The 26,381-nt window shown below is 69.1% G+C and carries 23 protein-coding genes and 2 pseudogenes; 12 read left to right on the top strand and 13 right to left on the bottom strand.

Annotated elements, in window-relative coordinates:
* Positions 1–29 precede the first annotated feature (29 nt).
* From GSY65_RS25245 to GSY65_RS25230, 4 genes are read left to right on the top strand one after another with little or no spacing between them, the layout of a single operon-like run.
* Complete coding sequence (locus tag GSY65_RS25245) at positions 30–491, top strand: ATP-binding protein (protein WP_159772908.1); 462 nt, start codon at positions 30–32, stop codon at positions 489–491.
* Positions 485–961 (top strand): hypothetical protein, encoded by a 477-nt coding sequence (locus GSY65_RS25240; RefSeq protein WP_159772905.1) that lies wholly within the window; start codon positions 485–487, stop codon positions 959–961. The genes GSY65_RS25245 and GSY65_RS25240 overlap by 7 nt, the downstream gene beginning before the upstream one ends.
* A 28-nt stretch (positions 962–989) precedes the next feature.
* The gene (locus GSY65_RS25235; RefSeq protein ID WP_159772902.1) at positions 990–2,105 is read left to right on the top strand and encodes a hypothetical protein; all 1,116 of its coding nucleotides are present in this window, start codon (positions 990–992) and stop codon (positions 2,103–2,105) included.
* Positions 2,102–2,461 (top strand): ASCH domain-containing protein, encoded by a 360-nt coding sequence (locus GSY65_RS25230; RefSeq protein ID WP_159772899.1) that lies wholly within the window; start codon positions 2,102–2,104, stop codon positions 2,459–2,461. Before GSY65_RS25235 ends, GSY65_RS25230 begins: the two co-directional genes overlap by 4 nt.
* A 162-nt stretch (positions 2,462–2,623) precedes the next feature.
* Here the strand turns inward: GSY65_RS25230 and GSY65_RS25225 are convergent, their stop codons facing one another.
* From GSY65_RS25225 to GSY65_RS25210, 3 genes are all read right to left on the bottom strand, one after another.
* On the bottom strand, positions 2,624–4,000 hold the full coding sequence (locus GSY65_RS25225; RefSeq protein ID WP_159766068.1) for an IS1380 family transposase: 1,377 nt from the start codon (positions 3,998–4,000) through the stop codon (positions 2,624–2,626).
* 532 nt (positions 4,001–4,532) lie between these two features.
* Positions 4,533–5,891, bottom strand: coding sequence for a hypothetical protein (locus GSY65_RS25215; protein WP_159772896.1), 1,359 nt, complete (start codon positions 5,889–5,891; stop codon positions 4,533–4,535).
* The gene (locus GSY65_RS25210) at positions 5,875–7,689 is read right to left on the bottom strand and encodes a hypothetical protein (protein WP_159772893.1); all 1,815 of its coding nucleotides are present in this window, start codon (positions 7,687–7,689) and stop codon (positions 5,875–5,877) included. The genes GSY65_RS25215 and GSY65_RS25210 overlap by 17 nt, the downstream gene beginning before the upstream one ends.
* Positions 7,690–8,126: 437 nt before the next feature.
* On the opposite strand from GSY65_RS25210, the gene GSY65_RS25205 reads away from it, so the two are divergent.
* On the top strand, positions 8,127–9,104 hold the full coding sequence (locus GSY65_RS25205; protein ID WP_159772890.1) for a site-specific integrase: 978 nt from the start codon (positions 8,127–8,129) through the stop codon (positions 9,102–9,104).
* A gap of 180 nt (positions 9,105–9,284) precedes the next feature.
* Here GSY65_RS25205 and GSY65_RS25200 read toward each other — a convergent pair whose 3' ends face one another.
* From GSY65_RS25200 to GSY65_RS25175, 6 genes are all read right to left on the bottom strand, one after another.
* Positions 9,285–9,803, bottom strand: coding sequence for a hypothetical protein (locus GSY65_RS25200; RefSeq protein ID WP_159772887.1), 519 nt, complete (start codon positions 9,801–9,803; stop codon positions 9,285–9,287).
* A gap of 390 nt (positions 9,804–10,193) precedes the next feature.
* Positions 10,194–10,835, bottom strand: coding sequence for a hypothetical protein (locus GSY65_RS25195; RefSeq protein ID WP_159772884.1), 642 nt, complete (start codon positions 10,833–10,835; stop codon positions 10,194–10,196).
* Positions 10,836–10,925: 90 nt separating this feature from the next.
* On the bottom strand, positions 10,926–11,261 hold the full coding sequence (locus GSY65_RS25190) for an LppU/SCO3897 family protein (protein WP_236580040.1): 336 nt from the start codon (positions 11,259–11,261) through the stop codon (positions 10,926–10,928).
* A gap of 258 nt (positions 11,262–11,519) precedes the next feature.
* Positions 11,520–11,720 carry a hypothetical protein gene (locus GSY65_RS25185; RefSeq protein ID WP_159772880.1) on the bottom strand — a complete coding sequence of 67 codons (201 nt, stop codon included), beginning with the start codon at positions 11,718–11,720 and terminating at the stop codon, positions 11,520–11,522.
* 438 nt (positions 11,721–12,158) lie between these two features.
* Positions 12,159–15,215 (bottom strand): Tn3 family transposase, encoded by a 3,057-nt coding sequence (locus GSY65_RS25180; protein ID WP_159772877.1) that lies wholly within the window; start codon positions 15,213–15,215, stop codon positions 12,159–12,161.
* A 601-nt stretch (positions 15,216–15,816) separates the two neighbouring features.
* On the bottom strand, positions 15,817–17,169 hold the full coding sequence (locus GSY65_RS25175; RefSeq protein ID WP_159772874.1) for a mucin-1: 1,353 nt from the start codon (positions 17,167–17,169) through the stop codon (positions 15,817–15,819).
* A gap of 188 nt (positions 17,170–17,357) precedes the next feature.
* On the opposite strand from GSY65_RS25175, the gene GSY65_RS25170 reads away from it, so the two are divergent.
* The 7 genes from GSY65_RS25170 to GSY65_RS25140 all read left to right on the top strand — a co-directional run bounded on the left by GSY65_RS25170 (position 17,358) and on the right by GSY65_RS25140 (position 23,721).
* Entirely contained in the window at positions 17,358–18,377 is a 1,020-nt protein-coding gene (locus GSY65_RS25170; protein ID WP_159772871.1) for a LacI family DNA-binding transcriptional regulator, read from the top strand.
* A 131-nt stretch (positions 18,378–18,508) separates the two neighbouring features.
* A complete protein-coding gene (locus tag GSY65_RS25165) occupies positions 18,509–19,864 on the top strand; it encodes an ABC transporter substrate-binding protein (protein WP_159772868.1) in 1,356 nt (451 codons plus the stop codon).
* Positions 19,865–19,940: 76 nt separating this feature from the next.
* Positions 19,941–20,939: a carbohydrate ABC transporter permease gene (locus GSY65_RS25160; protein WP_159772865.1), complete on the top strand. Its 999-nt coding sequence runs from the start codon at positions 19,941–19,943 to the stop codon at positions 20,937–20,939.
* A gap of 7 nt (positions 20,940–20,946) precedes the next feature.
* Positions 20,947–21,807, top strand: a complete 861-nt coding sequence (locus tag GSY65_RS25155; RefSeq protein ID WP_159772862.1) for a carbohydrate ABC transporter permease — start codon at positions 20,947–20,949, stop codon at positions 21,805–21,807.
* Between the two features lie 92 nt (positions 21,808–21,899).
* Positions 21,900–22,325 carry a helix-turn-helix transcriptional regulator gene (locus GSY65_RS25150; protein ID WP_159772859.1) on the top strand — a complete coding sequence of 142 codons (426 nt, stop codon included), beginning with the start codon at positions 21,900–21,902 and terminating at the stop codon, positions 22,323–22,325.
* Positions 22,326–22,334: 9 nt separating this feature from the next.
* Positions 22,335–22,817 (top strand): VOC family protein, encoded by a 483-nt coding sequence (locus GSY65_RS25145; RefSeq protein ID WP_159772856.1) that lies wholly within the window; start codon positions 22,335–22,337, stop codon positions 22,815–22,817.
* Positions 22,818–22,968: 151 nt separating this feature from the next.
* Entirely contained in the window at positions 22,969–23,721 is a 753-nt protein-coding gene (locus GSY65_RS25140; RefSeq protein WP_159776381.1) for a VOC family protein, read from the top strand.
* Between the two features lie 93 nt (positions 23,722–23,814).
* Here GSY65_RS25140 and GSY65_RS25135 read toward each other — a convergent pair.
* The 4 genes and pseudogenes from GSY65_RS25135 to GSY65_RS25125 form a co-directional block, all read right to left on the bottom strand.
* A pseudogene (locus GSY65_RS25135) lies at positions 23,815–24,244 on the bottom strand (YciI family protein).
* Between the two features lie 175 nt (positions 24,245–24,419).
* Positions 24,420–24,719, bottom strand: a complete 300-nt coding sequence (locus tag GSY65_RS25130; RefSeq protein WP_159772853.1) for a hypothetical protein — start codon at positions 24,717–24,719, stop codon at positions 24,420–24,422.
* A gap of 65 nt (positions 24,720–24,784) precedes the next feature.
* A pseudogene (locus GSY65_RS34025) lies at positions 24,785–25,032 on the bottom strand (dihydrofolate reductase family protein); the annotation flags it as partial.
* Between the two features lie 120 nt (positions 25,033–25,152).
* Positions 25,153–26,367, bottom strand: coding sequence for a family 2 encapsulin nanocompartment cargo protein polyprenyl transferase (locus GSY65_RS25125; protein WP_159772850.1), 1,215 nt, complete (start codon positions 26,365–26,367; stop codon positions 25,153–25,155).
* Positions 26,368–26,381: the final 14 nt, after the last annotated feature.

The raw sequence follows: 26,381 nt of genomic DNA, 5'->3' as shown, positions 1-26,381 counted from the left end.
AAACGAGCGACGGCGGTTGGCTGTTGACCATGCCCAGCAGACTGCCCGGCGAGCCGGACACCCTCGCACCGGAACAAGCCCTCGACGGCGCCGTCGAGCACGCATCGATGCTCTTCGACCGACGCCGGACCACCCCAGGCGCCGCCCGCTCCTTCGTCGCCGAGACCCTTACCCAATGGGGCCGGACCGAACGCCTCGACGACATCTGGCTGTGCACCTCCGAACTCGCCACCAACGCCGTCCTGCACGGAGCTCCTGCAGGCGGTCAGGTCCTCGTACGAGTCGAACTGCACACCACCGTGCTGCGCATCGAGGTGCACGACGGCGGCAACGGCACACCCACCAAGCAGGAGCCACGGAGCACCACCGACGACGGCCGCGGCCTCCTGCTGGTCTCTGCCATCGCCGACCACTGGGGTGTTGCGAAGCGCCAGGGCCCCGGCAAGTGCGTCTGGGCCGCCTTCCACCACAGCGCGGTGCCCACATGCTGACGCCTGCCCGCACCGAGTCCTTCGCGCCTCCCGCCGGTCTGATCGCCTCCCTGGCCACCACCACGTGGTTGGACACCACTCCGACCGGCGCCACTGTGTGCTGCCTCCTTCTGGTGCCCCAACCGCCCCGCAGCTGCTACGAGACGCCGGCCGTCATCGAGCAACGCATGCGCGCCGTTGCCGAAGCTCTACGCCTCGGCCCCGCCACCACACCCCCGCCGGACATCGGGCCACGCCTACGTCTGATCGCCCCGGCTGAAGTGGCCCTGCGCTTCGACGGCACCCCCTACCGCAAACGCATCCCCACCGGCCGCCCCTGGACTCTGCTGCTTGGCCAAGGAACCCCGGCGGCCATCGTCCTCGGCCTCGACCCACTCTCCCGCAGCGCCACCCCTGCGGAGATCGACACCCACCTGGACAGCGCCACGCTCCGCCAGCGCCTCCTCTTCGGTCACACCCGAACCGAATGAACCCCAACCCACCCCAGGGGGACATCCCGTGACGACCCACCCCGTCTCACCGAACACCGTCCTGGCCAACGCCCTCCACCATGCCGAGGACGTCCTGACCCCACGCATCCTGGCCACCCCACCGGAGCGGATCGTGCTGGTCGTCGGCACTCAGATCAACGGCGCCCCGCACATCGGCACCTCCCTCGTGCAGTCCCTGGCCTTCGCCATGGCCGCCCGCCTGCGCGACCGCTTCGGCATCCCCACCGAGGTTCTGTTCAGCGCTCTCGACAACGCCCCCTACGAACTGACCACCGACCCGGTCAGCGGCCACCGATACCAACGCGCCTACGCCCAGGCGCTCGGTGACCAAGCCCTGACCGACCTCGTCACCGCCCTCTACCAACCCCTGTTCACCGCGCTCTCTCGGTGCCTGGGTATCCCTCACCGGATCGAGACCTACAGCCAGCAGCAGGCCGGCGAGCACTTCCGCCGCACATGGCTCCGCCTCCTGCCCCGCCTCGACGCCGCCCGCTGGTGGCTCGCCCCCTCCACCGGCACACCGCACCTGCGCGTCCCCTGCCCGCACCCCGACTGCGGCTGGGCCGAGAAACACGCCGAACGCACCCGAGTCCACCTCACCGACCGCGAGACCGCGCAAGTCGCTGCCGTATGCCTCCACCACGGCCCCTACCAGGCAAACATCACCCCAACCGGAGGCGCCTACCTCGACCTGGCCACCCTGTACCGCAATGCGGTCAAGGAACTCTCCGTGTCCAACCCCCACGGCACGCTGCACGTCATGGTCAAGGGCGGCGACTGGGTCTTCGGCTCCCACCTGGTCGACGAAGCCCTCCAAGCGGTCGGCCTCACCCGCGCCCAGCTGCCTGCCCGCCTGTTCTGCCCGCAGGTCGTCACCGACACCGGTGCCAAGCTGTCCAAGTCGCTGATCCGCAAGGGCCGCGCTCCTCTGCCCGAGGGTGCCACCGACTGGATGCTCGACACCCGTCAGTGGCCCGGCACCATCGCGGAGTACGCCGAGCAACTGCTGGCCATGACCGATACCTTGCTGTCCGACCCCCGCCACTTCTTCCGTGCGTACTCGGCCGCCGAGATCGGCCGCATGATGACCGCACCAGCCACCAGGAGCGTTACCGCCCCATGACCGACACCACCGCCCGCGTCTACGAACTCAACCTCTACCGCCAGTACTTCGACCTCGTCGCAGCAGGCACCAAGACCATCGAGGTGCGGGTGAAATACCCGCACCTCACCGATCTCGGTGCAGGCGACATCATCCGCTTCCGTATCAAGGGCACGGACGAAACCTGCAAGGTGAACGTCAAGCGGGTGACCGAATACGCCAATTTCGAAGCCCTGCTCGACGGCGAAGGACCGGCCAACATCAATCCAACCGCTACTCGCGAACAGCAGCTCAACAACATCCGATCCATCTACCCACCCAAGAAGGAAGCCCTGGGAGCTCTGGCCATCGAAATCGAATATACCGCTGTTCACTAGCCTCGAACTTTCGTGATGGGCCGTCGACGAAGTCGGCGGCCCATTTCGTTGTCGGTGGTGGAGGGCGGCCAGGCTGAGGGCCCGGGTGTCGTCTCGGGTGGACGCCGGGTTCCACTGCTCCGGGCTGGATCCACTTCTCGCAGGGACGGGTGAGTCCGTTGGTCATCCGGGGTTCGGCAGGAGTGCGAGCCGTTCGAGGGCGTCGGTGATGTCACGGGCCCAGGGCCAGTGGTGGGCGAGGCGGAGGATGCGGCGCCGGCCGGTGGTGACGAGCTGTCCGGCCGCGGAGAACAGGCGGAGCCGCAGGCGACGGGGTTCCCAGAGTCGGGCTTTGCCGGTCAGAGCGAGCATGGGCATCCAGGCCAGCAGGTCGAGTGCGATCTGGACGATCTCCAGCCAGACTTTGTTCTGCGCGGTGTGGTGGAGGGGCAGGTTGCGCAGGCCGGTGGACCGGGCGGCCCGGATCCGGTCCTCCGCCCGGGCCCGCAGACGGTGACGCAGCTCGAGCTCGGCGATCGGCCGACCGGTCGTATTGGTGGCGAAGCAGGTGATCCGCATGCCGTCCGCGTCCGTGATTCTCAACTGGGCGCCGGGGTGGGGTCGTTCCTTGCGGACGATCAGCCGCATGCCGCTGGGCCAGCCGTCCAGCAGCTTGCCCGTGAGCTCGGCGACCCAGGCTCCGTCGCGGACCTGGCCGCCGGCCTCCACGGCCGGTGTCCAGGCCGGGCCGGGGATCTTCAGCACGTGCTGGTGGATCGCCTCGGTGATCACCATGCCGACCGAGTAGGACAGCCATCGGCCTCGTTTCGCGAGCCAGGACACGAAGTCATGGGTGCCGCCAGCGGAGTCCGTGCGGATCAGCGTCCGCCGTCCTCGCCGGTACTTCTTCGGCAGTTGAGCCAGGGCCCGTTGGGCGGTGGTGATGTGGTCGGCGGCCGTGTTCGAGCCCGCGTTTCCCGGTCTGAGGAGAGCGGCGACCGGCTCTCCGGTTCCGCCCGGGCCGTGGTCGACGAAGGCCGTCAGGGGGTGATGGCCGTAGGTCTTCTTCCAGGTCGCGGCCGCATCCTCTTTGTCGGAGTGCGCGATCACGAGAACGCCGTCGAGATCGACCGTGACCTGTCCATCGGCGTCGGGGGCGTTCTTGCCCGCCAACGACCAGACCCGGCTGCGGACTTCGGCCCGTGCGGACCGGATGGCCTGCAGGGCTTTCTCGTCGGAGCCGGCGAGGGTGTCGATCAGGCGGGAGACCGTCGGGTCGGAAGCGACCGGCCCGAAGACAGCCGGCTCACACCTCAGCATCGCGACGTCCGCGAGGCAGTCCCCGCCCAGCGCGACCGCCAAAGCAAGGTCCAGGAGGATCTTCCCAGGATCGTGGACGGCCCGCGGCTTGCGCCAGGACGCCAGGGCTGTGGATATCGCCTGGTCAAGGCCGATCTTGCGGACCGTCTCCAGCAGCAGGACCGCACCGGCCTGCGAAGCCACCCGCCGACCGTCTGCCTGGACACGGACACGCGGGTACGACGAGATAGGCTCTCTCACCTGGAAAGTGCTCTTTTCCTTGCAGCCAACAGGACCCTCAGCAAGTCCCATCGTTGCAGGTCAAGGGCACTTTCCGCGTTTCTGATCAACTCCTGGACAGCTCACCTCGTGAAAGCGCGAGGCTAGCCTCGGGCGGTGCGGCGGGAGTTTGCACCGCCGACCACCCTCACTGGTGACGATGAGCATAGTGCCCACCTGACCAAGCCGTGTGGCAGGTCGAGTGCGGCTGAATATGAAACCAACAGGGCTCCTGTGCTGCGGAGTTGAGACGTCGAACACGTTCCTCAACAGCACGGGACCCTATCCGTTGCGCACCCCGACCTCACACCACCCCTGCCACCCGATCAGTGGCCACACTGGAAACGCTCACTGACGGCGCCAGGCCAGGACTCATCCCGCTCGCTGGCGTTTGGGCGACCCCTTCCACGGCGTGTGATCAGCTTTCTGTCTCTGGCTGTACCGGTCAGCCGCAGGCCGGGAGCGCTTCACCATTCCAGCATCGACTTGACCAGTATCGGTGGCGTGAACCGCTTCAGCTCTCCTCCCGCCGACGCCGCGCGGCCCGGTAGACCAGCATGCGCGCGACGATACTCGTGGCGTACTCGACGTCCTCGGCCTTCGGCATCTCCTTGCTCTTCCCATGCACAACGTCGTTGCGCAGTTTGCGAAGCTGCCAGAGCATTTTTATTTCGTCAGGCGTGTAAGTGACGCCGTCCACGTCTAGCGCCTTCATCAACTGTCGCCGCAGCGGTGGACTATTGAGATTGGCAACGAAGTCGTTGATTCGACCCTTCTGCTCCGGCTTCAGAGTGGCCGGAATGTTCGCCTTGATCGCATCGAGTTCCACCTGTGCGAACATGCGCTCGACTGCTGTTCCACTGGCATAGAACTCGATCGCTTCGAACAAGGCGAGCACACGGGCGAGCAGATCGGATTCATTTGCGGCACGAGCGAGGGCGAGAAACGCAAGACGCTCCTGCAGTGTCAGCCTTGGAACATCGGCATGGAATCTTCTGCCATCAGGCGCTAGAGAAATAGAGTGCGGCTGCGGAAGTAGTCCCGGACGGCGAAGCCAGAACCGGCCGGTTTGCATGCCTCGTATGGCCACCCAGTCCTGCCTGGTCAAGCGGGCGAGCGAATCCTTCCTGCTGAAGTGGAGCGTCTCACCTGACGGCAGTGCGGCGTGGCCGTAGCGGAGGTAGGTGGTCAGCCAGGCAAGCGCAAAATCGATGGTCGCGACACCTCGTTCCTCTGCGGTCAAGGCGAGCGTCGTCGTGACGAGCGCGAGCGCATATGCCTGTGCATCAAAGCCTTCGTATTTACCGTCTGAAGTGTCGAGGCCCGCGAGGATTCGCGATGCTGTGTCTGGCGGAATGAAATGTACCCCCGCGAAGCCTGTGGGCTTCTCCGCGACGATTCCGCTGACCGGCACGATCACTTCGAAGGTTTCTCGCGGCAAGGCGTCGAGTCCTTCGATGCTGAGTTGGTCGTCGCGCATCCCTCCGGATCGAGCCAGAGTATATATAAGCTCGGGGCCATTGAATCCACGATATGTAAACGTGTTTAGGACTGCCTCGGACAGCGAAAGCATTCCAAGCGCCTTCACGGAGACTCCGTCGGCATCCGGCTCGGCGGCCGCCACAGTTCCCGTGAATCGCGGAATAACTGTACCCTCCTGCTCTACCGCTACACCGAGACCGGCAAAGTAGTCCGGAGTTGCTGCGCTACGCTCAAGGTCGAGGTTTACCCGGGCGTCATTTCCGGTGTTTATTGCAGCGTTGACTTGCCCGTCAGTGAACGCCGTAGACACATCCACCGGCCCAAATCGGATCGCCCAGCGTCTCTGTGCCTTGAGAAGTCCGAATGCGTCCAGGTCAGGCTTCTTTGCCATCTTCGCTCCCTCTTGCCGACAGGGCATCCGCAAAGACCTGCGGTGCATGCAGAAGCTCACCGAGAACAGAAAGCGCGAGAGGTGCGACGAGGGCCGTCACAGCGACCTCCGGAAGCACGCCCTTGGCTGTTCGTTGAGCGGCGACTTCAACGAGACGAAGCGCATTCGCGTGATCTGCACGTGGCACGTACCGCGCCAGCCGCTCCAGAAGGTCGTCCGGTACGTCATCCCGCTCAGCTGCGGCACGGTGGAAAAGGGCCAGCCGCACGTGCATCACGGAGGCTTCCATATCGCCTCGACCATATGCGATGGTCGCCAACCTCATCTGATCGAATGCCGTCGCCATCGATCGCGAGCGGGCCTCTGGGGCACCATCTAGGAGTTCAGCTGTGTTCCTGCTAACGCGTAGGAGATGGGCGGCCCGCTCGCGCACGAGGGAGAAGGCTCCAGCTTCCCACCACGTTTCGGTTTCGGCAGCGCGTCCCCTGGAGAAGGTCCGCCGTGCTGACGGCTCGCGCATGGCGACAACGGCACCAAGCAGCAGGGTAACCGCCTCGATCTCTGCAAGGCGTGCCTGCAGCACGCGCTGGTCCCGATCACTGTTGTAGCTGTAGCGCGCCGCCTCGTGAGGTGGAGTCGGGAAGGCGGGAAGGCCGGGATCGACTCCGGCCTCTTGAACGGCTCGGTCATAGGAACTCGCGCGCCTCTGGACTGCTGACAGGAGGCTTGCGTAGCGTGCCTGGGTCTCTTGCTGAGCTTCCGTCAGAAGGGCCCGGTCCATCGCCGTCGACCACGCTCTTTCTAGCTCATCGGAGAACTCCGTGGCGTGCTTTGCGAGTGCATCGAGGTCCTGGGCTTGGTCGTCAAACTCCTTGGCCTCCTGAGCAGGTGGGGACGAGCCCTCATCGCCAACGCCCACCGGATCGACAACTTGCGCCGCTTGAGGCGGTCGGGGGTCCGACGCAGGCGGAGGAGCTGAGCGAATTTGTGAGCCCGAGGTCGATTTCAGAAACTGTTGGGTGAACGACAGTGCGCGATGTAGAAGGACACCTTTGTCTAGAGGCAATGCCACGACATCCATGGTCATCTTTCGCTTGCTGCCAGCTTCCCCTTCCATAGGTCTCCACCGGAACAGGCACGCGCGACCGTCAGGGACCTCTGCGGCAAGCTGGCGCAGGCGGAGGGAGTGGTTGTTGATGAGTGATGCGTATGTCTGAAGCTGGCGACCGATGAGCCGCTGTGCGACGACGACACCGCTGAAGAGTGATGCCATCAGGTCCAATCCGGGGCCAACTCCGTCTACTGCGGTGGCAAGCTGGCTGAGTGCTTCGGATTCGATGCCGATGCCCCCGCCCAACGCAATGAACGGGCCGGTATTGAGCGAACCGACGGCTACCAGGAGCCGAAAGGGCGGACGAGCGGTTTCCTCGGAGATCGCAGCCTCGATCTGGGCGAGCTGCTCGCTTGCCTCTCCGAAGTCCTGCTCGGCTGATCGCCTCAGCCCGTCCGAAAAGTCTGCAGCGATAGCGCCGAGGGCCCGTGCAGCCGAATTCATCTCGATCGCACGTCGCTCGGGAGTCGACTGACGCTTGAGAGCTTTGTCAAGCTGCTGATATGCATCGACGAGCTGGGCGTATCCGGTCGCAGCCGCGAGTCGCTCGAGAAACCTGCTCGACTCCTGTGCCTGCTCGGCATCCTCGCGACTCAATTCGCGTAGAGCCGCGAAGCTGACCTTTGCCCCTGGGTTGGTGGGCGAAACTTGTGCGCCCAACTGCCACGGGATATCACCTGCGTCCATCCGCCCAGTCTGCCACGCGCTCGCCAGGGCCCGGCTCAGATTATCCGGATAATCAAGCGGTGGTTGGCCCGCCACGTAGGAACCTTCGTCGAGAGCTCCTCCCAACGTCCGCTGCCAGCTACGTCCAGCGCTCGCACGCGGCCATTTTCGGCTTCGAGTACTCAAGCTGTAGGTCGTGATCATGGTTGTCTCGCCCGGGCGAGTGTTCGAAGTCCCAACTCAGCAGCCCGGGAGCCTTGTCGGGGGTTGAGGAACATCCGTGTCAGATCGTGCGCTAGGCCCTGGTGGGCGGCTGACGGGGCGTCGACTCCCGGACCCGTCTGAAGTCGTCCCGCGGATAACGCCCTATTATCTGCGGCATCACTGATCGCGACCTGCGGCGACGTCCGCGGGGCCGTGCGCGAAGCGACCCCGATATCTGCGGCAAGGAGGAGACCGTGCCCGCAGTCGTGCAGCTGCCCGCCGGGAAGACGTTGACCGTCCGCACCGCGGCGGACGCGTTCCTCGACTCGCTCGACAACCCGAACACCCTGCGCTCGTACGGCATCGGTGTCGGCAAGACCGCCGAACGCCTCGGCGTGACCCGGCCGCTTGCCTCGGTCGCGGACGACGAGATCGGCGAGACTCTCGAACTGCTGTGGGGCACCTCCGCGGTGAACACGTGGAACGCCCGTCGGGCCTCCGTGCTGTCGTGGCTGGGCTGGTGCGCCGAGCGCGGGTACGACGGCCCGGCGGTGCCGGCCTGGGTGAAGCGGCTCACCCCGCCGGACTCCGAGACCCCGGCCCGTTCGAAGTTGGCGGTCGACCGACTGATCGCCCGCCGTGACGTGCACCTGCGGGAAAAGACGCTGTGGCGGATGCTCTTCGAGACGGTCGCGCGGGCGGAGGAGATCCTCGGCGTCAACATTGAGGAGCTGGACCTGGCCGGGCGCCGGGCCCCGGTGAAGGCCAAGGGGGCTCGGCCGCGTACCCGGCGCCGGGGTGCCCCGCGCGCGGAGTTCGTGCTGGAGCCCGTGTACTGGGACGCCGGCACCGCCCGCCTGCTGCCCCGGCTGATCAAGGGCCGCACGCGCGGACCGGTGTTCGTCACCCACCGCAGGCCGGGCCCCGACAAGGTTCTCAGCTCCCGCGACGTCTGCCCGGACACCGGGCTGGTGCGGCTGTCGTACGGCCAGGCCCGCGCCCTGCTGGACGCGCACACGGCCATCGGCGGTGTGCCGGGAACGGGCTGGGACCTGCACGAATACCGGCACTCTGGCCTCACCCACCTCGGCGAGGCCGGGGCCAGCCTGCCCATGCTCATGGCGAAGTCGCGGCACAAGAAGCCGGAGAACGTCCGCCGCTACTTCCACCCCTCGGTAGAGGCGATCGCAGAAGTCACCAGCCTGCTCGCACCCGGCGACAGTCGACGCTGAGCCTGGCTCGGCGGCTGGGTTTTGACGACACCTGCTGATTCAATCGAGCCCGCCAGATGGCCGCTCTTGTGCTCACTCTGCGCTCCGTTCATCGGGCGAGAGGCGGCCTGAGGCCCGCCACCCCGGTGGCGGGCCTCAGGGGGAGAGGAATGGCGGAACGGCGACGAGCGAGCTGAGCGGCTATTGGACCGTCGGCTCGACGTAGGTGTTGTCGAACCAGTCGATGAACTCGCGGACGGTGCCGATCTTGGCGACTCGGGCATGCAGGGCCTTCTGGTCGTGTCCGGCCAGGAACCAGCCACCGGCGACCGGTTCACCACAGCCGCAGCCGCACAGGCGGCTGTCATGCGAGGAGTCGAAGTAGGTGATCGGGTTACGGGTCGCTTCTACGGGAGGCTTCCCGCCGACGTAGGCGTCGTAGACCGCGTCGCCCGGCTTGAGGAACCTGCCCTCCATGGCCTTGCGTCCTCCGGCGACCGGAACCAGCCTGTCGATTTCGATGGCCATACGTACCTCACCTTCGCAGGAGAGCAGCGCGTACTGTTCCTTCTCCGCTCGCTCGCCGAGGACCCAGCAGCCTCGGTTGGCACGGAAGAGGGCTTCGTCACCCATGTTCGGGTCCCAGCCGACGTGTTCGCGGCCCAGCTGGTCTTCCTGTGGGTTGACGTAGCGCATCCGGCCGAGCGTGATGTGAATCATGATCCGCCCCCAATAGGTGGATACCCAGGGCCCCTTGCCCTGTCGACTATTGGCCATCCTGGCAGATCACCGAGATACCTTCAACCCCAAGGATGCAAGGGCTTCGGTTATGTTGGGCGAGGGCCTGTCGGTACGTCGCGAGTACACGATCCCTGCCCGAGCGACTGTTCTGGCAGGGATCACGACCTCATTCCCCCTACGAACTGACCAGGTCGCGGATGGGATCGAGCTTCTATTACGGCGTCAGCACTTCACCGTGACCCGCCCGGACGTCGCGCTGGTCCGGGTGCAGAACGGCGTTGATGATTCGGGCGCGGGCGCCACCGTCGTTCTCGTACGGGTGAGCCGCGGCCGAGGGCCGGTGCGCCCCCCACTGCGCGGCGAGGGGGGTTACTGGGGGTCGGTGACGGTCACGTTGTAGGTGAGCGTCCACGGCTGGTGCCCCTCGCGGCGGCAGCGCACCCACAGCCGCACCGGGGCACCGGCGTACCGTTCCCGCCAGTACGAGGGATCGTTCCAGGACGGGGCGAAGGACTCCTCCAGGGCGTACTTGAGCCAGCCACCCAGCTCCAAGGGGACGGCGGGCACCATGCGGCCGTTGGGAGAGGCGTCGTTGATGCCCGGCTTGAACCGGTACGGACCCCAGATGGTCTCGTCGATCTGCTCCTGAGTGAGTTCGCCGGCCAAGTTCGCGGTGTGGGTGTACCCGTCGTCACGGATCTCGACCTCGACCGCGTCCAGGCGTTCCAGAGCAGGCGGCCCCTCGAAGGTCAGCAGCAGGCTGGCCTGGTTGGTGCTTGGCCCGAGCCGGGTGATCGTGACATCGAAGCGTGGCGTCATCTCGTGGTGCCACCGCTCCCGCTCGACCTGCGCCACCGAATCGGCAGTCGCATTCGCCCGGTCCGCGGCCCGGTTGGACGCGTGGGCCGCCTGGTTCGCGGTACGGCCGATCCGCAGCGCGATGACCGCTGTACCGAGTCCGGCCAAAGCGGATACCGCGCTGAGGCCGTCGGCCCAGGACACATCTGCCATGACCAGGCAGGTTATCCCCCGTCAGCCGGAGCTGTTGCGCTTATGCGCGACTTCCCTCACAGGCTCAGGCAGGCCGTGAGCCAGTGCCTCTCACTTGGCTATGACGTCCTTCACGCAGAGTGTCCGGATCTCGGCATCGCTCACATCGACGCCGTCGGCGCCCCCTACCTTCAGGACGGACTTGTACTGAAGGGCTCCGGTCGCTTCGGGGACGAGCGCACACTCCGACGCGCTGTCTCCGTCGATGACCTGGACAACCTGGACGGTGGCACCGGGATCGTCGCAGGGAACGGTGATCGGCTCGGCCCGGTCGGCGGCGATGCAGTCGCCCGCCGCTGGCACCGGCTGGTCGTTCGGGTCACTGCCCTCGTCAGTGTCCGCGAAGAACGCTCCATAGACAAAGCCGGCCGCCAGCAGGAGGAACACGGCGCCTGCCACGAACAGCTTGCCCCCGTGCCATACGAGGCGGACCAGCCGTCTGAGTCGTCGTCTTCGGGAAGGTATCTCGGTAGATGATGAGTCCATAGCGACGGATTCTGGCACCACGAGGTCTTGGTTGCGTAGCAGGTCGGACGCACGATCGCGGGGCCTTGCGCGAAAGCCCGGTTGCGGGCTGTGCCCTGGTGGTTCCGCCGAGCACGCGCAGGGCGGTGTCCGCGATTCGCGGACACCGCCCCCTCGGACTCAGTGGTTCGCCGAGGCATCCGGCACGAGGTAGCCCAGCACCCCCACGCCGAGGCCGGCTATGCCCAGGAAGGCGCAGCCTCCGGTGCCGACGGCTGCGAGCGGCGTCGCGCCGAGTGCGAAGACGGAGACTCCGCTCCCCAGGGCCAGCACGGCGGCCAGCAGTAGGACGACGGTCACGCCCATGATCTTGACGTTCAACGAATTCCCCTCCGGGTACGAAGGGGTGGCCAGTCCGATGCCCTCGCGGCAGCCGAGCCCGACCACCCCTGTTGGCAACGTGATGACAGGTGTGATCAACACGAGCACGGCCGACTCGCACCCGAAAGGCGCTGGCTGCCTGCTGTCGTCGCTCCGCACGGACCTGTACGGCTGCCTTCGGACCCACAGGAAAACCTCTTGGCGCACTCCCCTTAATGTCGGCGGGGAACACTGCCAATTCTACGTGCCAGCACCGACATTGAGGGGGCTGGTACGCGGGCTGACGGGGGCACAGCTTCCGGAGTCCGCGTGATTGCAGCCGTTCCGGTCCTGGCTGTACGTGAGGATCCAGAGGTCTGGTAGCTGGCCGGTGCACCGAGGGGGTCCGTGAAACCGTCGACGCCCCGGGCAGCGAGACGGCCCACGGAGCCCCATGGGTCACTCAGCGTCCGCGACGTCCGGGTCGCGCAAGAGCCGCAGACCGCCGGGCAGCTCGGGGAGCTGGAACGAGTACCGGCCGTGCATGTTGATGTGGTGCCGCACGAACGGGGAGAGGCGGGCGACGTCCTCGTCGCGGACGTCGAAGCCGTCCGCGCGCAGCTGGTTGACCGCGGCGTCCATGTACCTCGTGGTGAAGAGTACGAGGGCGTTGAGGACCAAGCCGAGGGCGCCGATCTGATCCTCCATTCCGTCCTGGTAGCGCTGGTACAACTGCCCGTGCCTGCCGTGGAAGATCTTCCGGGCCAGGGAGTGGCGGCCCTCCTGGAGGTTGGCCTGGCTCTTGATCTGCCTGCGGTAGCCGGGCTCGTCCGCGAGCCGCAGAATGTGCAGGGTCTTGGAGATCCGCCCGTAGTGCGCGATCGCGTCGCCGAGCGGAGTAGGCCGCCCGTCCCGCGACAGCATCCGGATCACGTCGTACGCGCGCACGGCACCGGTGTGGATGGAACCGACGATCCGCAGAATATCCTCCCAATGGCGTTCGATCCGGGCGAGATCTACCCGGCCGCGAGCCGCGTCCTGGAAGGCGCCGTAGTCGGCCGCGCGGTCGATGCGCCACATCTTCTGGTCCGGCAGGTCGGCAAGCTGCGGCGCGTACGCGAACCCGGTCAGGGTCAGCAGTCCGAACACGATGTCGGAGTACGAGGCGGTGTCGGTGACGATCATCTCGGGGCGCTTGCCGCCGTCGCGGTCGTAGAGGACGTCCAGCACGTACAGCGAGTCGCGCGGGGTGCTGGCCACCACCTTCCCGCCCAGCCCCGCCGCCTGATCATTTATCATGTTCAGCCAGGTGGCGCCGCCCCGGCGGCCGAAGTACTTCGGGTTGGGCCGGGCGTACACGCTGGGGACGGGGACGACGAACCGCATGCCGTCCACGGAAGCGACCAGGCCACCGCCCCAGACTTGCGCGAGTGGGATCGACGCCTGGTAGTCGATCAGCGTGGCGTTCGCCGCCCGGTACGTCGCGAGGCGGAGATAGGTCTGGTCGATGTGGGACAGACGGCCGTACTTCAGCGGGTCGGCGGCGCCGATGACGGGGGTGTAGCCGACGTTGCAGCTGTGCGCGACCAGCAGCGCGGCGATCGTCACGTGTAGGTCCTTCAGCCTCGCCTCGCTGCCGGTGACCGAGGTGAACGCCTGGCCGGCGCCTGTCCACGAGAACACCTCCAGCAGGGCTTCCGGCAGGTCGACGCGGGGCAGCATCGCCTCCACCGCCTCCCGCAGGTCCCGGAGGGAAGCGGGTTCGGCCTCCGGCTCCAGTGCGGCGAAGTGCAGCCGCCCGTCGTCGTCGAACACGATCTGGGCGTTCGTCGGCACCCGGGCGGCAACCTCCCGGTAGGTGCCGTCCAGCATCGCGGCCCGCGCGGCCAGGTGCTCCCCGGCCGTGGCGGGCAGGTTGAGCGAGGCGAGCACGGTGGGCTTGGTCTGCTGCCACGCCTCACCGTCGAGGAGCTTGGCCCGCGGGTCGCCCCACTTGGAGGAGTTCTTCGCGAACACCTGCTTGCTCCGCAGCATCCGGTGCAGCTGCTCCAGCACGCAGAATGCGTACGCCTTCCAGTCCACGGTGCCCGGCTCCAGGTGCGGCGCGGACAGCACCAGCCGCCGCCACGACCCGGCCAGAAGACCGGTGTCGATCTCGGCGGGGCCGACCTTCTTGCGGCCCATCAGGTCCGGCAGCGACTTCAGCGCGTTCAGGACCGGCAGGCCCTCTGGGGTGGCGTCGAAGTCGACCACGTCCACCAGCAGTTTCAGGAACGGCCGTACGACGGCGAACCGGATGACCAGCTGGGTCCGCCATGCCTCGTCCGCGTCCGAGTCGAGCGGCGGGGTCAGCTCGAACAGCGCAGCGATCGCCGCCGCCAGCTCGTGCCGCGGCACCACCTGCTCGATCCGCGCCCACATCGCCTCCAGCGTCTCCACCTCGGGCGGGCTGACCTCCCCGGTGTCCGTGTCGACCTGCTCGGACGTGGTGTCGAACACGATCTGGAACGCGGTGGCCAGCTTCGCCGAGGCTCGCTCCACCCGCGGCAGGGTCTTCAGCTTCTCCTTCATCGTCTCCCGCTCGGCCCTGGCCAGCAGCTTCGTGGCGATGAGCACTTCGAGCAGGTCCAGGGCGTCATCGACCGCACGGGACGTCAGGTAGACGGCGGTGGCCAGCAGCGTGGCCAGGCGCCGGGAGTCGCCGTGCCTCCTGAGCAGCGACGCCTTGCCATCGATCCCGTACCGCGACAGCTCCGCGAGGCGCCGCGGCGGTATCGCGGACACGTCCACCTCACCCATCCCGAAGGCTGTGATCTCCTCCGCCCTCTGGAGCGCCCACTTCATCTGCGGCCCGGAGATCCGCACCGGGCCCCGCCGCAGCCGGTCCAGCTCCGACACCCGGGCGCCCGGCGGCACGCTCAACAGGGAGTCGAGCACCGCCCGCTGACCGGTGCTCAGCAGGCCGTACAGGGTGTCCCACAGCCGGTTGTTCGCCGCCTCCCTCACCGTGCCCACCAGCCGGGCCAGGCGGCTCGCCCCGGGCAGCAGCACCCGGCGCTCGCCCAGCCACCCGCCCGCCGCGTCGAACAGCGACTTCGGCCCGTCGCCTGTCGTCCAGGCCCGCGCGTCCAGCCACTCGCTCAGTTCGTCCCGCACCTCGGTGAAGTCCCGCCAGCCCCCGGCCTCCTGGATCTCCCCGGCGTGCGTACGCGCCGTCCCGTCCCGCTCGCCGTACTCCTTCAGACACGACGCATCGACGATCCCCAGCTGCTCGGCCAGGTACTCGGCAACCTCCGTCGGCACCTGCCGCGGGTCCGGCATGAACCGGCCCAGGTACCGCACACTCGTCAGCTGGACCGCGAACCCGAGCCGGTTGTGCGCACGCCGCTTGGCCTGCACCTTCTCCAGATCCGAGTCATCCAGGAAGAAGTACCGCTCCAGCTCCGCACGAGACGGCGCTCCGTTGAACGCCGCGTACTGGGCTGCCTGTTGATCTGACAAGAACTCGACCGCCACCAGGACCTCCGAAGATCGACAACATCGACCCGCGAAGGCTCCGCCGTACGATCAGCTCAGGTCAAAGCGCCGAACAGGACCCCGAGGGCTTAGCGCACGATCTGACACGGATGTTCCTCAACCCCCTTGTCCGTTGCGCACCCCGACCTCACATCGCCCCCGTCACCCGATCAGTAGCCGCAATGAAAACGCTCAGTGATATCGCATCAGTCCCGGCCCAGTCCGCACACAGTCCGCAGAACACCCGATCAGGACCGTCAGCACCCATCGCAGCCCAACACCAAAAGGCCAGGTCAGTACCCCACAGGAAAGATCCCCGCAGGTCACCGACCCGGCCCATTACTAGGAGACCAAGAAGGCCTGATCTCAGCCTAGTAGGCCGTCTGACCTGCACTTTTCGCCGGTCTGACTGTCTACCTGTCCGCACCCGGCCCGCAGGCCGCCGAGCACGGCGTCCACGGCGGACCGGGTGCGGTCGTGTTCGGCGGGCCCAGGCCGCGGGCCGCCGACCGTGACGCGGTGGCGGGTCGGCCCCCGGCCCCCGCCGGGGGTGTCACTCCGGGAACACCGGGCGTCTCCGGGGTCACCGCACGCGCCCCGGCTACGCGACTCCGCGCCCCGGCCAGATCGCCGACGCGTCGTCGCGGGTCGGGTCCGGGAGTCGTACGGGGCGGGTCGGAACCGGGTGGGGGACGCCGTCGGTGGTGGCCGCCCAGGGTGCGGGGTGCCCCGAGTAGCACAGGGTCGTCAGGGCGAAGACGTCGTCGGCGTAGACCTCCACGTACTCACCGACCGTCAGGATCCGCAGGCGGGACGGGAGTTCGGACAGCACGGTCTCGTCCAGGGTCGTGCCGTCGGGGCCCGTCACCCGGAGGTTCTTGCCGTCGCAGCCGACGGTGAGGGCGGGGCGGGCGGAGCCGGGGGCGTCGGTGCGCAGGGTGATCTCGACCGGGCGGCCGGACAGGACGATGTCGCCGACGGCGTGCGGGTGGGCGCCGTCCGTCTCCGCGCCCAGCCAGCCGTCGAGGCCCGGCCACCACTCCAGGCGCGGCGCCGCGTCCTCCGGCACGACCAGGGACTTGGGCTGGGCCAGCATGCCCCGGCAGCGGTCGCCCGTGTCGGTGAGGCCGACCCGGCGGGGGGTGGTGTGGAGGACGACGCGGGTGCCGTCGGGGGCGGGGACGACGCGGGGCGCGTAGGCGCCGGTGGGGCCGAGGGGGCCCCGGCGGGTCCACGGGCCACGGAGGGTGGGGGCCGTCCAGGACTCGAAGCCGCGGGTGGCGCCGATGGAGCCGAGGAGCAGCCAGCCGCCGTCGTCGAGACGTTCCAGGACGGGGCATTCGAGTTCGTCGACGTCTCCGGGTGAGATCAGCGGCGGGTGGACGGTCCAGTGCTCCAGGTCGGGCGAGGTGGCGAGGGCCACGCAGCCGCTGACCTCGACCGGGAGCGAGGCGTCGCTCGCGCAGACCACCATCGCCCAGCCGTCGCCCTCGTCGTCCCGCACCACGAACGGGTCGCGCCAGCCCATGCGGTCGGCGGTGCGGTACCAGCGGGGGTCCGCCTCGACGACGGGCCCGGTGCCGTGGCGGCGCCAGCCGGTGCCGTCGGTGCGGTCGGAGTACGCGAGGCCGACGGACTGCAACGGCCAGCCCTCGGGGGTCAGTCCGCTCACTCCCGTGTAGAACATCGCCATCCCGGAGCCGTGCCGGAAGGGATGCATCGTCCACACGGCCTGCTGGTCGAAGCGGCCCGGCAGCCCGTTGCCGAAGGCGGTGCCCCGGGTCCGCCAATCGACCAGGTCGGTCGAGGTGGCCCTGCCGTAGGAGGTCTCCATCCTCAGGTGGTCGAACTCGGCGGTCCACGGCCCCTGGAGATGCAGCACCGCGTAGGTCCCGTCGTCGTCGCGGAGCAGGGCGAAGTCGTTCACACAGAGGCCGGGCGGGGCGTATCGCATGCACAGTTCCTGTCGACTCGCAGCGCCCAAACGCGTGCGCTGACCATGGACCATCTAGGTCTCGCTTGAGAATCGGCCCAAGTAAAACTGAACGCAAACGCTTGCGCAACAACGAGGTCGGGTTTACGGTCACGTCACCCACAGCTCACACCGCCGTGAAGACGTGCAACCGACGGGAGAAGTCCGCCGTGACCGTCAGCATCACCGATGTCGCCCGCGCCGCCGGGGTCTCGGCGTCCACCGTGTCCCGCGCCCTGCGCGGCCGGCCGGGCGTGTCGGACGAGGTCCGGGCGCAGATCACGGCCGTCGCCACCCAACTCGGTTACACGGCCTCCCGCTCGGCGTCCAGCCTGGCCAGCGGACGCACCTACACCATCGGGGTCGTCGCCCCGTACATCGGCCGGTGGTTCTTCGGCACGGTCCTCGACGCGGCGGAGCAGGTGTTCAGCGCCGCCGGGTACGACGTGCTGCTCTACAACCTGGGGTCGGCGGAGGCACGCAAGCGTTTCTTCACCAGGATGCCGGTCCGCAAGCGGGTCGACGCGGTGCTGTCGCTGTTGATACCGGACGAGGAGGAGTCGGCCGCGCTGCGTTCGCTCGGTGTGCCGCTGGCCTCGACGGTGGGCGGTGCCCGGCCCGGTTTCACGGTGGTCGGCATCGACGACCGGGCGGGCGCCGAGAGCGCCGTACGGCATCTGGTGAACCTCGGCCACCGCCGGATCGGCATGATCTCCGGGGCCAGCGGGCCCCTGCACTGGACCACTCCCGTCGACCGTCGCGCCGCCTACCTGCACGTCCTCGCCGAGGCCGGGATCGAGCCCGACCCGGCGCTGGAGGCGGACGGCGACTACACGGTGGAGGGCGGTGAGCGGGCGATGACCGAGCTGCTGGCCGCCAGCCGGCCGCCGACCGCGGTGTTCGCGCAGTCCGACGAGATGGCGATGGGCGCGTTGCGCGCGCTGCGGCGGCACCGGCTGCGGGTGCCGGACGACGTGTCCGTCGTCGGCTTCGACGACCACGAACTCGCCGACGTGGTCGGGCTGACGACCGTGGCCCAGCCGGTCGCCGGGCAGGGCGCCGAGGCCGCGCGGCTGCTGCTGCGGCAGCTCGACGAGCCGGATGCCGCACCGCGGGGCCGGGTGGAGATGCCCATCCGCCTCGTCCTCCGGGAGACCACGGCACCGCCGCGCCCGCGCGGACCGCAGTGACCGACTCCCGGCCCCGCTCCTCTCTGTACTCGCCACTCCTCTCTCCCCTCTCCGTACTCGCCACTCCCCACCTCCCCTTCCAGAACCCACCCCCGCACCCCGCACCCTCGTCCCGCACGGAGGCACAGTCCATGAGTTCCAGCAACCGCTCGACCAGCAGAAGGATCCGCCGTACGGCCTCCACGGGCCTGGCGCTCGTGCTTCCCCTCGCGGCCCTGGCCGCGTGCGGCGGGGGCGGCGGTTCGGACGCCTCCGCCGAGGCCGGCAGCGGCGAGGGCACGATCAGCGTCTGGGCGCACCAGGGCCAGAAGAGCGAGGCCGCTGCGCTGCAGAACGCCGTGAAGTCCTTCAACTCCTCGCAGGACAAGGTCAAGGTCGAGCTGAAGCTGATACCGGAGACCGACTACACCAAGACGATCACCGCGACCGACGCGTCGGAGCTGCCGGACGTCCTGGAGTTCGACGGCCCGACCATGGCGAACTTCGTCTACAACAAGAAGCTCGCCCCGATCGACGACTTCGTCTCCGCGAAGACCCTGTCCAACGCCACCGACGCCAGCAAGGCGCAGGGCGAGATAGCGGGCAAGCACTACGGGCTCGGCATGTTCGACTCGGGCCTCGGCATGTACGGCAGCAAGAAGCTGCTCGACGCGGCCGGGGTGACGTACCCGAAGGGCGTCGACGACGCGTGGACGGCGGACGAGTTCGACGCCGCGCTGAAGGCACTGAAGGCCAAGGACTCCGACGGCAAGGTCCTCGACATCCAGGAGGGCAACGGGCTCGCCAACGAGTGGGGCACCTACGGCTTCGCCCCGATCGTCTGGTCGGCGGGCGGCGCCCTCCTCAAGGACGGCAAGGCGGAGGGAGCCCTCGACTCCCCGGCCGCGGTGTCGGCACTGAAGACCTTCCAGTCGTGGAAGAGCACCATCGACCCCAACACCGACGGCAACGCCTTCGCCAAGGGCCGGGTCGCGCTCAGCTGGGTCGGCCACTGGATGTACCCCGCGTACAGCGAGGCCCTCGGCGACGACCTGGTCGTGCTGCCGCTGCCCGACTTCGGTGACGGCCCCAAGACCGGGCAGGGCTCGTGGTCCTGGGGCATCGGGGCCGACTCCAAGAACGCCAAGGCCGCAGGAGCGTTCATGGACTTCCTCCTCGACGACGCCAACGTCACCGCGATGACCAAGGCCAACGGCGCGCCCCCGGCCACGAAGTCCGCGCTCGCCGCGAGCGAGCTGTACAAGCCGGGCGGCCCGCTCCAGCTCTTCGCCGACCAGCTCGCCAAGCCGTGCGGCGACAGCGACATCAGCAAGTCCTGTGTCGCCGTGACCCGCCCGGTGACCGCCGGATACCCGGTGGTGACGGAGAAGTTCAGCCAGGCCCTGAACGCGGTCTACGGCGGCAGCGACCCGAAGGACGCCCTGGCCAAGGCCGCTCGCGCCATCGACCGGGACTTCTCGGACAACGCCGGCTACGAGATCCCGTAAGCACGCGCCCCGTCGGACCCATCGAACGGGGCGGGCGCGCCCCCGCGGCCGCCCGCCCCGCCGGGAAGAGGACCCCGTGACAACCGTGGAACCCGCGCACACCGCGCCGTCCGGCCGGGACCAGGCGCCCCACCCGACCACCGCCCCCGCCCCACCGGCCCGCCGCCCCGCCCGCAGCGGCCGGGAGTGGCTGCACGGACTGCTGATGTCCGCGCCCGCCGTCGCCGGACTGGTCGCCTTCGTCGGCGTGCCCTTCTGCTACGCCGTGGTGCTCTCCTTCTACAACGTGCGCCTCGGCTCACCGCTGGAGCCCACCTTCTTCGGCGTCGAGCAGTACCGGCGGCTGTTCACCGACCCCGATCTGTCCGGCCCGTTCCTGCGGGCCCTGCTGAACAACCTGACCTTCGCCGTCGTCGTCGTACCGCTCCAGACGGGCCTGGCGCTCGGCCTCGCGATCCTGCTCAACCGCAAACTGAAGGCGATCGGTCTGTTCCGGTCCTTCTTCTTCATGCCGGTCGTCTTCCCGATGGCGCTGGTCGCGGTGATCTGGCGGCTGATCCTCGCCCGCAGCGAGCAGGGCATGCTCAACTCCGCCCTGGACGCGGTGAGTCTCGGCAACTGGGGCGCGTTCGACTGGCTGGGCGACGGCCTCACCGCGATGGCGTCGGTCATCGTGCTGTCGGTGTGGCAGGGCGTCGGCTTCCAGATGGTGATCCTGCTCGCCGGGCTCCAGCAGATACCGGACGAGCGCTACGAGGCCGCCCAGCTCGACCGGGCCTCCCGCTGGCAGCAGTTCCGGCACGTCACGCTGCCCGGCATCCGGGGCACCCTCGTGTTCGTCGCGCTGCTCACGTCGGTGCTGTCGTTCCGCGTGTTCGACCAGGTCTACGTGCTGGTCAAGGGCGGCGGGCTCGACGAGGACGCGGCCCGCACGGTGATGTACCAGGCCGTGACGACCGCCTTCGACCAGAACAACATCGGCCAGGCGTCCGCGATCACCGTCGTGTTCTTCCTGATCGTCGTCGTCCTGACCCTGATCCAGCGCCGCATCGTCCGGCCCGACAACGAGGACTGACTCAGCCATGAGTACGAGCACCGCCACCGGTCTCTCCCGCGGGCCCCTGCGCCGTTTCCTCGACTACGCCGTCCTCTCCGTCCTGGCGTTCGTCTTCGCGCTGCCCGTCCTGTACCTCCTCCTCGGCAGCCTCAAGCCGTCCGAGGAGGTGCTGAACGGCCTGTCCGGCTTCCTCCCGACCCATCTGTCCTTCGACAACTACGCCGCCGTCCTGGACAACCTGAACTCCGACAGCACCGGCTACTTCTGGCAGTTCATGGGTGTCTCGCTGCTGCTGGCGTTCGTGGTCGTCACGGGCGGCCTGTTCGTCAACTCGATGGCGGCGTACGGGCTCTCCCGGCTCAGGTGGCGCGGCAGGGAGGCCGTGTTCACCCTGGTCCTGCTGCTGATGCTGGTGCCGTTCGAGTCAGTGGCCGTACCGCTGTTCTACCTGTTCAACGACCAGCGGAACACGCTCTTCATCCAGGCGCTGCCGTTCCTCGCGAACGCCTTCTCGATCTACCAGTTCCACACGTTCTTCCGCACGATCCCACCGAGCATCGAGGAGGCGGCCCGGCTCGACGGGGCCGGCCCGTGGCGCACGTTCTTCGCGATCATCGTCCCGATGTCGAAGCCGGCGTTCGCCTCGGTCGCGATCCTGACCTTCCTCACCCAGTGGGGTTCGTTCCTGTGGCCGGTGCTGATGGTCTCCGATCCGTCGGTGCGGCCGCTGCCGCTGGAGATGAGCGTCTTCCAGGGCCAGCAGCCGCCCGACTGGGGCCAGATCCTCGCCTTCGGCGTCCTCCTCGTCCTGCCCGTCCTGATCGTCTTCGCGTTCTTCCAGCGCTGGTTCGTCCAGGGCGTGGCCAGCTCCGCCGTGAAGGGGTGAGCGCCGGAGCGGTGATCGCGCAGCCGCCCGGCCGGACGGCGGACAGGTCGCGTGAGCGCCCGCGTGTCAGTGGCGGGTGTCATCCTGGGGACATGAACCGGGATGATCTGGTGCGGCTGCGGCGGGCGCGGGACCGCATGGACCGCGAGTACGCGGAACCCCTCGACATCGACGCCCTCGCGCGCACCGCGCTGATGTCCCCCGGCCACTTCCAGCGCAGCTTCCGCGCGGCCTACGGGGAGACGCCGTACGCGTATCTGATGACCCGCCGCATCGAGCGCGCGAAGGCGTTGCTGCGCCGCGGGGACCTCACCGTGACCGAGGTGTGCCTGGCGGTGGGCTGCACCTCGCTCGGCTCGTTCAGCGCCCGCTTCACGGAGCTGGTGGGCGAGACCCCGAGCGCCTACCGGGCCCGCCCGCACGAGTCGGGGGCCGCGATCCCGGCATGTGTGGCGAAGCGCCTGACACGCCCCTCCCGACAGCGCGTACGCACGGCCGAACCGGACGAGGCGCCCTAGCGTGGGCACATGGATACGAACAGAGCGCACGGCCCGTACATCAAGCTCTCCCAGTGTTTCCTCGCGGTCGACGACCACGACAAGGCGCTCGCCTTCTACCGGGACGTCCTCGGCATGGAGGTCCGCGGCGACGTCGGCTTCGAGGGCATGCGCTGGGTGACCGTCGGCTCCCCGCTCCAGCCCGACGTCGAGATCGTCCTGGAGCCACCGGGCGCCGACCCCGACATCTCCCCCGCCGACCGCGAGACCATCGCCCAGCTCCTCGCCAAGGGCGTCCTCCGTGGCGTCAACTTCACCACCGACGACTGCGACGCCCTCTACTCCCGTGTGGAGGCCTCCGGCGCGGACGTCCTCCAGGAGCCCATGGACCAGCCCTACGGGGTTCGGGACTGCGCGTTCCGCGACCCCGCGGGGAACATGCTGCGCTTCATGGAGCCGCGGAAGTCGGGGCAAGCGGGGACGTCCTCGAAGTACGGGGCTCAGGGGGGCTGAGGCTCCCGGCAGCTCACGGCGAAGCTGGGGAGCCGGGGCTGAGGGCGCTGCGGTGGGCGGCAGGGAAGAGGGCGGCGCGCCGTGGCAGCGGGAGAGGGAGAGCGAGAGCGAAAGGCGTGGGGGCAGGAGTGGCGTGGGTGACGAGAGAGGCATGGGCGGCGTGACGGGTGGGGCGATCCGGTGGACGTACGCCTTCATCGACCGGCCGGAGTCCGGGTTCGAGCAGGCGTGCGCGTTCTGGAGGACGGTGACGGCGACGGAGCCGTCCACGCCGCGGGGTGAGCGGGGCGAGTTCGTGACGCTGCTCCCCGCACGGGGCGACGCGTGTGTGAAGGCCCAGGCGGTGGACGCGGGCGACGGCGGCGCCCATCTCGACTTCTCCGTGGCGGACGTGCCCGCGTTCGTCGACCGGGCCGTCGACCTCGGTGCAGGGGTCGTCGCCGGGCACACCGGCTGGGCGGTGCTCCGCTCCCCCGCCGGACAACCCTTCTGCGCGGTGCCGTGGCACGGGGAGAGCGTCCGGCCGCCGGTGGTCGAAGGGAGCCGTCTGGACCAGGTGTGCCTGGACATCGCACCGGACGTGTTCGCCGCGGAGGTCGCGTTCTGGGCCGCCCTGACCGGCTGGGAGTCGTACGCCGGTTCGCTCCCGGAGTTCCACGTCCTGCGCCCGCCCGCGGGTCTCCCCCTGCGCATCCTCCTCCAGCGCCTGGCCGGCTCCGCCCCCGCGTCGGCTCACCTCGACCTTGCCTGCGCCGACCGGAACACCACCCGCGCCCGCCACGAGCACCTGGGCGCCACGTTCGTGGCCGAACACCCCCACTGGACGGTGATGCGGGACCCGGCGGGCGGCACGTACTGCCTCACCGCCCGCGACCCGGATTCCGGGGGCCTGCCGGCCGGCTGAGCGGCCGGGTGGCTGGCGGCCGGGTGGCGGGGTACCCGAGCGGGCCCGGGCCAAAGCGCCCGCGAGCCGGTCTCGGTGCACCGGGGTCGGGCGTCAGTGGCTCTCGGGCCCGTCCGTCACGGGCCGGATCACCACGGGGTACTCCTCGGCCCCGGCGGGCTGGGGGCACTGGGCGACGCGGGCCGCGATCTCCGTGACGCGGTCCAGGCTCGCGCAGTCCAGGAGCCAGTACCCGGCGAGCACCTCCTCGGTCTCCGCGTACGGCCCGTCCACGACGGCGGGCTCGCCGTCGGCGCCGAGCGTGACGAGGCGGGTCCGGGTGGGTTCGGCCAGCCCCTGCCCGTCGATCGCCCCGGCGCTCGCGGTGAGGTCCTCGTTGACGGCGGTCATGCGGGCGTACATCCCCTGCACGTCACTCCTGCGTCCAGGACGGGGTGCGTCCAGGACGGAGCGCCGCCGATGCATTGCCGCCGATGGCCGCGTGGTCCGCCTGCGTGCCCTGGACCATCATCAGGTACTCGATGAGGCCGCTCCTCGTCTTCCTCGGTTCGGACCGCCCTCGGCGGGCGGCTCTCCCGGAGGAGACCTCGGAGCCGTGCGAAACTCGTCAGCACACCCGCGCGAGGTCCTTCCGCCGCAGCGAAGTCACCCGGTTCCCGGTTCCTGTACGGCCGCGACGCCCGAGGCGCAGGGGCCCGTCACCCGTCGGTGAGGTCCTCGACCTGCTCCGCGTCCTCCGGGGCGGCGGCATTCGCCGGGCGCACGCCCTGCGTACCGGTCGGGCCGTGCGCCCCCTGGGCCCGAGGGTCGACGGCCCGCGCACTCCGCGCGGTGGCCTCGTCGGGCTCGACGTTGCTGTCGGCATACGCGTCACACTTCGGGTTCCTGCACGGCCCCGGACCCCACACGGGGACGAACGCGCCGAGCGTCTTGTGCCGCCGCACGATCGTGGCCACTGGCTGTCCGCAGTCCGGGCAGACATGCTCGTCGGTGCCCATCTCCTCAGCGTAGGGCCGACGGCCGCCGTGCGCTCCCCGCCGTGCTCCGCCGAACCCCCGGATCGCCGCTTCCTGGGGTACGTCCGCAGCACGGCCCCGTTGCCGAAGGCACGCACCCCGGTCAGCGTGCACTCGGTGACGTCGAAGCCGGAGCCGAACATCGGCATCCCCCGTCCCTGGCACGACGGGGTACGTCTTGATGATCAGCTCGTCGATGTCGTCGAGCACCACCCTCGCGAGGACGGAGCTCGCGCAGCCAGATCACGAGGGGGCCGTCCTCCGCCTTGAGCTTCCCGACCTTGCCGACCGGGTCCGTCCAGGACATGAGCGGGCCCCGCACACCGTGGGGATGTGCGGGACCCGCGTCCGACCGGAGGCACCGACACCGTGCGGGGTCAGGTCGGCGCGGTGCCGATGCCTCCGGAGCCTGTTCTCAGCTGCTGCGACGTGTCACGAACTCGGCCAGCGCGAGCAGACCTCCCGCCGCCTCCGGGTCCGGGACCGCCCGGGACAGCTCGTGCATGGCCCTGGCCATACGGTCGGCCGCCTGGGCCTGGGCCCAGTCGCGCCCGCCCGCACGCTCGACGACGAGCGCCGTCCGCTCCAGCTCGCCCTCCTCGTACGGCTCCCCGTACAGCGCGGCGAGTTCGTCCGCCTCCGGAGTGCCCGAGGCGAGCGCCGCGACCACCGGCAGGGACTTCTTGCGGGCGACGAGGTCCGCGCCGGCCGGCTTGCCGGTACGGCTCGGGTCGCCCCAGATGCCGATCACGTCGTCGATGAGCTGGAAGGCGAGACCGGCCTCCCGCCCGAACGCGTCGAGAGCCTCGACCTCCTCCTCACCGGCCCCCGCGTAGAGCGCCCCGAGCGCACAGGCACAGCCGAGCAGCGCGCCCGTCTTCGCCTCGGCCATGGCGAGCACCTCGGGGAGGGTGACCTCCTCCGGCCGCCGCTCCTCCATCGCCGTGTCCGTGTGCTGACCCGCGCACAGCTCGACGACACAGGAGGCGAGCCGGGCAACCGCCGCGGCCGACGCCGGATGCGGGTCCTCCGCGAGCAGCCGCAGGGCCAGGGCCTGCAGCGCGTCCCCGGCGAGGATCGCGTCGGGCACCCCGAACACGGTCCACGCGGTGGGCCGGTGCCTGCGGGTGGCGTCCCGGTCCATCACGTCGTCGTGCAGCAGGGTGAAGTTGTGCACCAGCTCCACCGCCGCGGCGGCCCGGACGGCGGCGGACTCGCGTCCGCCGAGCGCCTCGACCGCCGCCAGTACCAGCGCAGGCCGGATCGCCTTGCCCGCGTTGCCTGCCGCCGGGGTGCCGTCCGCCTGCTCCCAGCCGAAGTGGTAGCGCGCGACCCGGCGCATCGAGCTGGGCAACGACTGCACGGCCCGGCGCAGTACGGGGTCGACCGACAGCCGTGTCCGTTCCAGGATCTCGGCCGCCTCCTGCCCGTCCGGCGGGCTGGCGGCGCCCGGTCGTGCGGGCCCGCTCCCGCGGCCGGCGGGAGTCACCGCTCCCGTGGGATCCGGGGCTCCCGTCGGGTCCGGAGGGATAGTGATGTGGCTCCGCCTTTCCAGGATGTCGATGTCCCGGGCGCCGCCCTCCAGGGTCTCGACCGGGCTCTGCTGTGTCTGCGTCATGCGCTCACCCATGGCATCGCCTCGAA

The organism is Streptomyces sp. HM190 (genome assembly GCF_009857135.1).
In the GTDB taxonomy this organism is placed as follows: Bacteria; Actinomycetota; Actinomycetes; order Streptomycetales; family Streptomycetaceae; genus Streptomyces; species Streptomyces heilongjiangensis.
The sequence above is the reverse complement of the archived record's forward strand: the minus strand, read 5'-3'. Positions and strand labels throughout refer to the sequence as shown.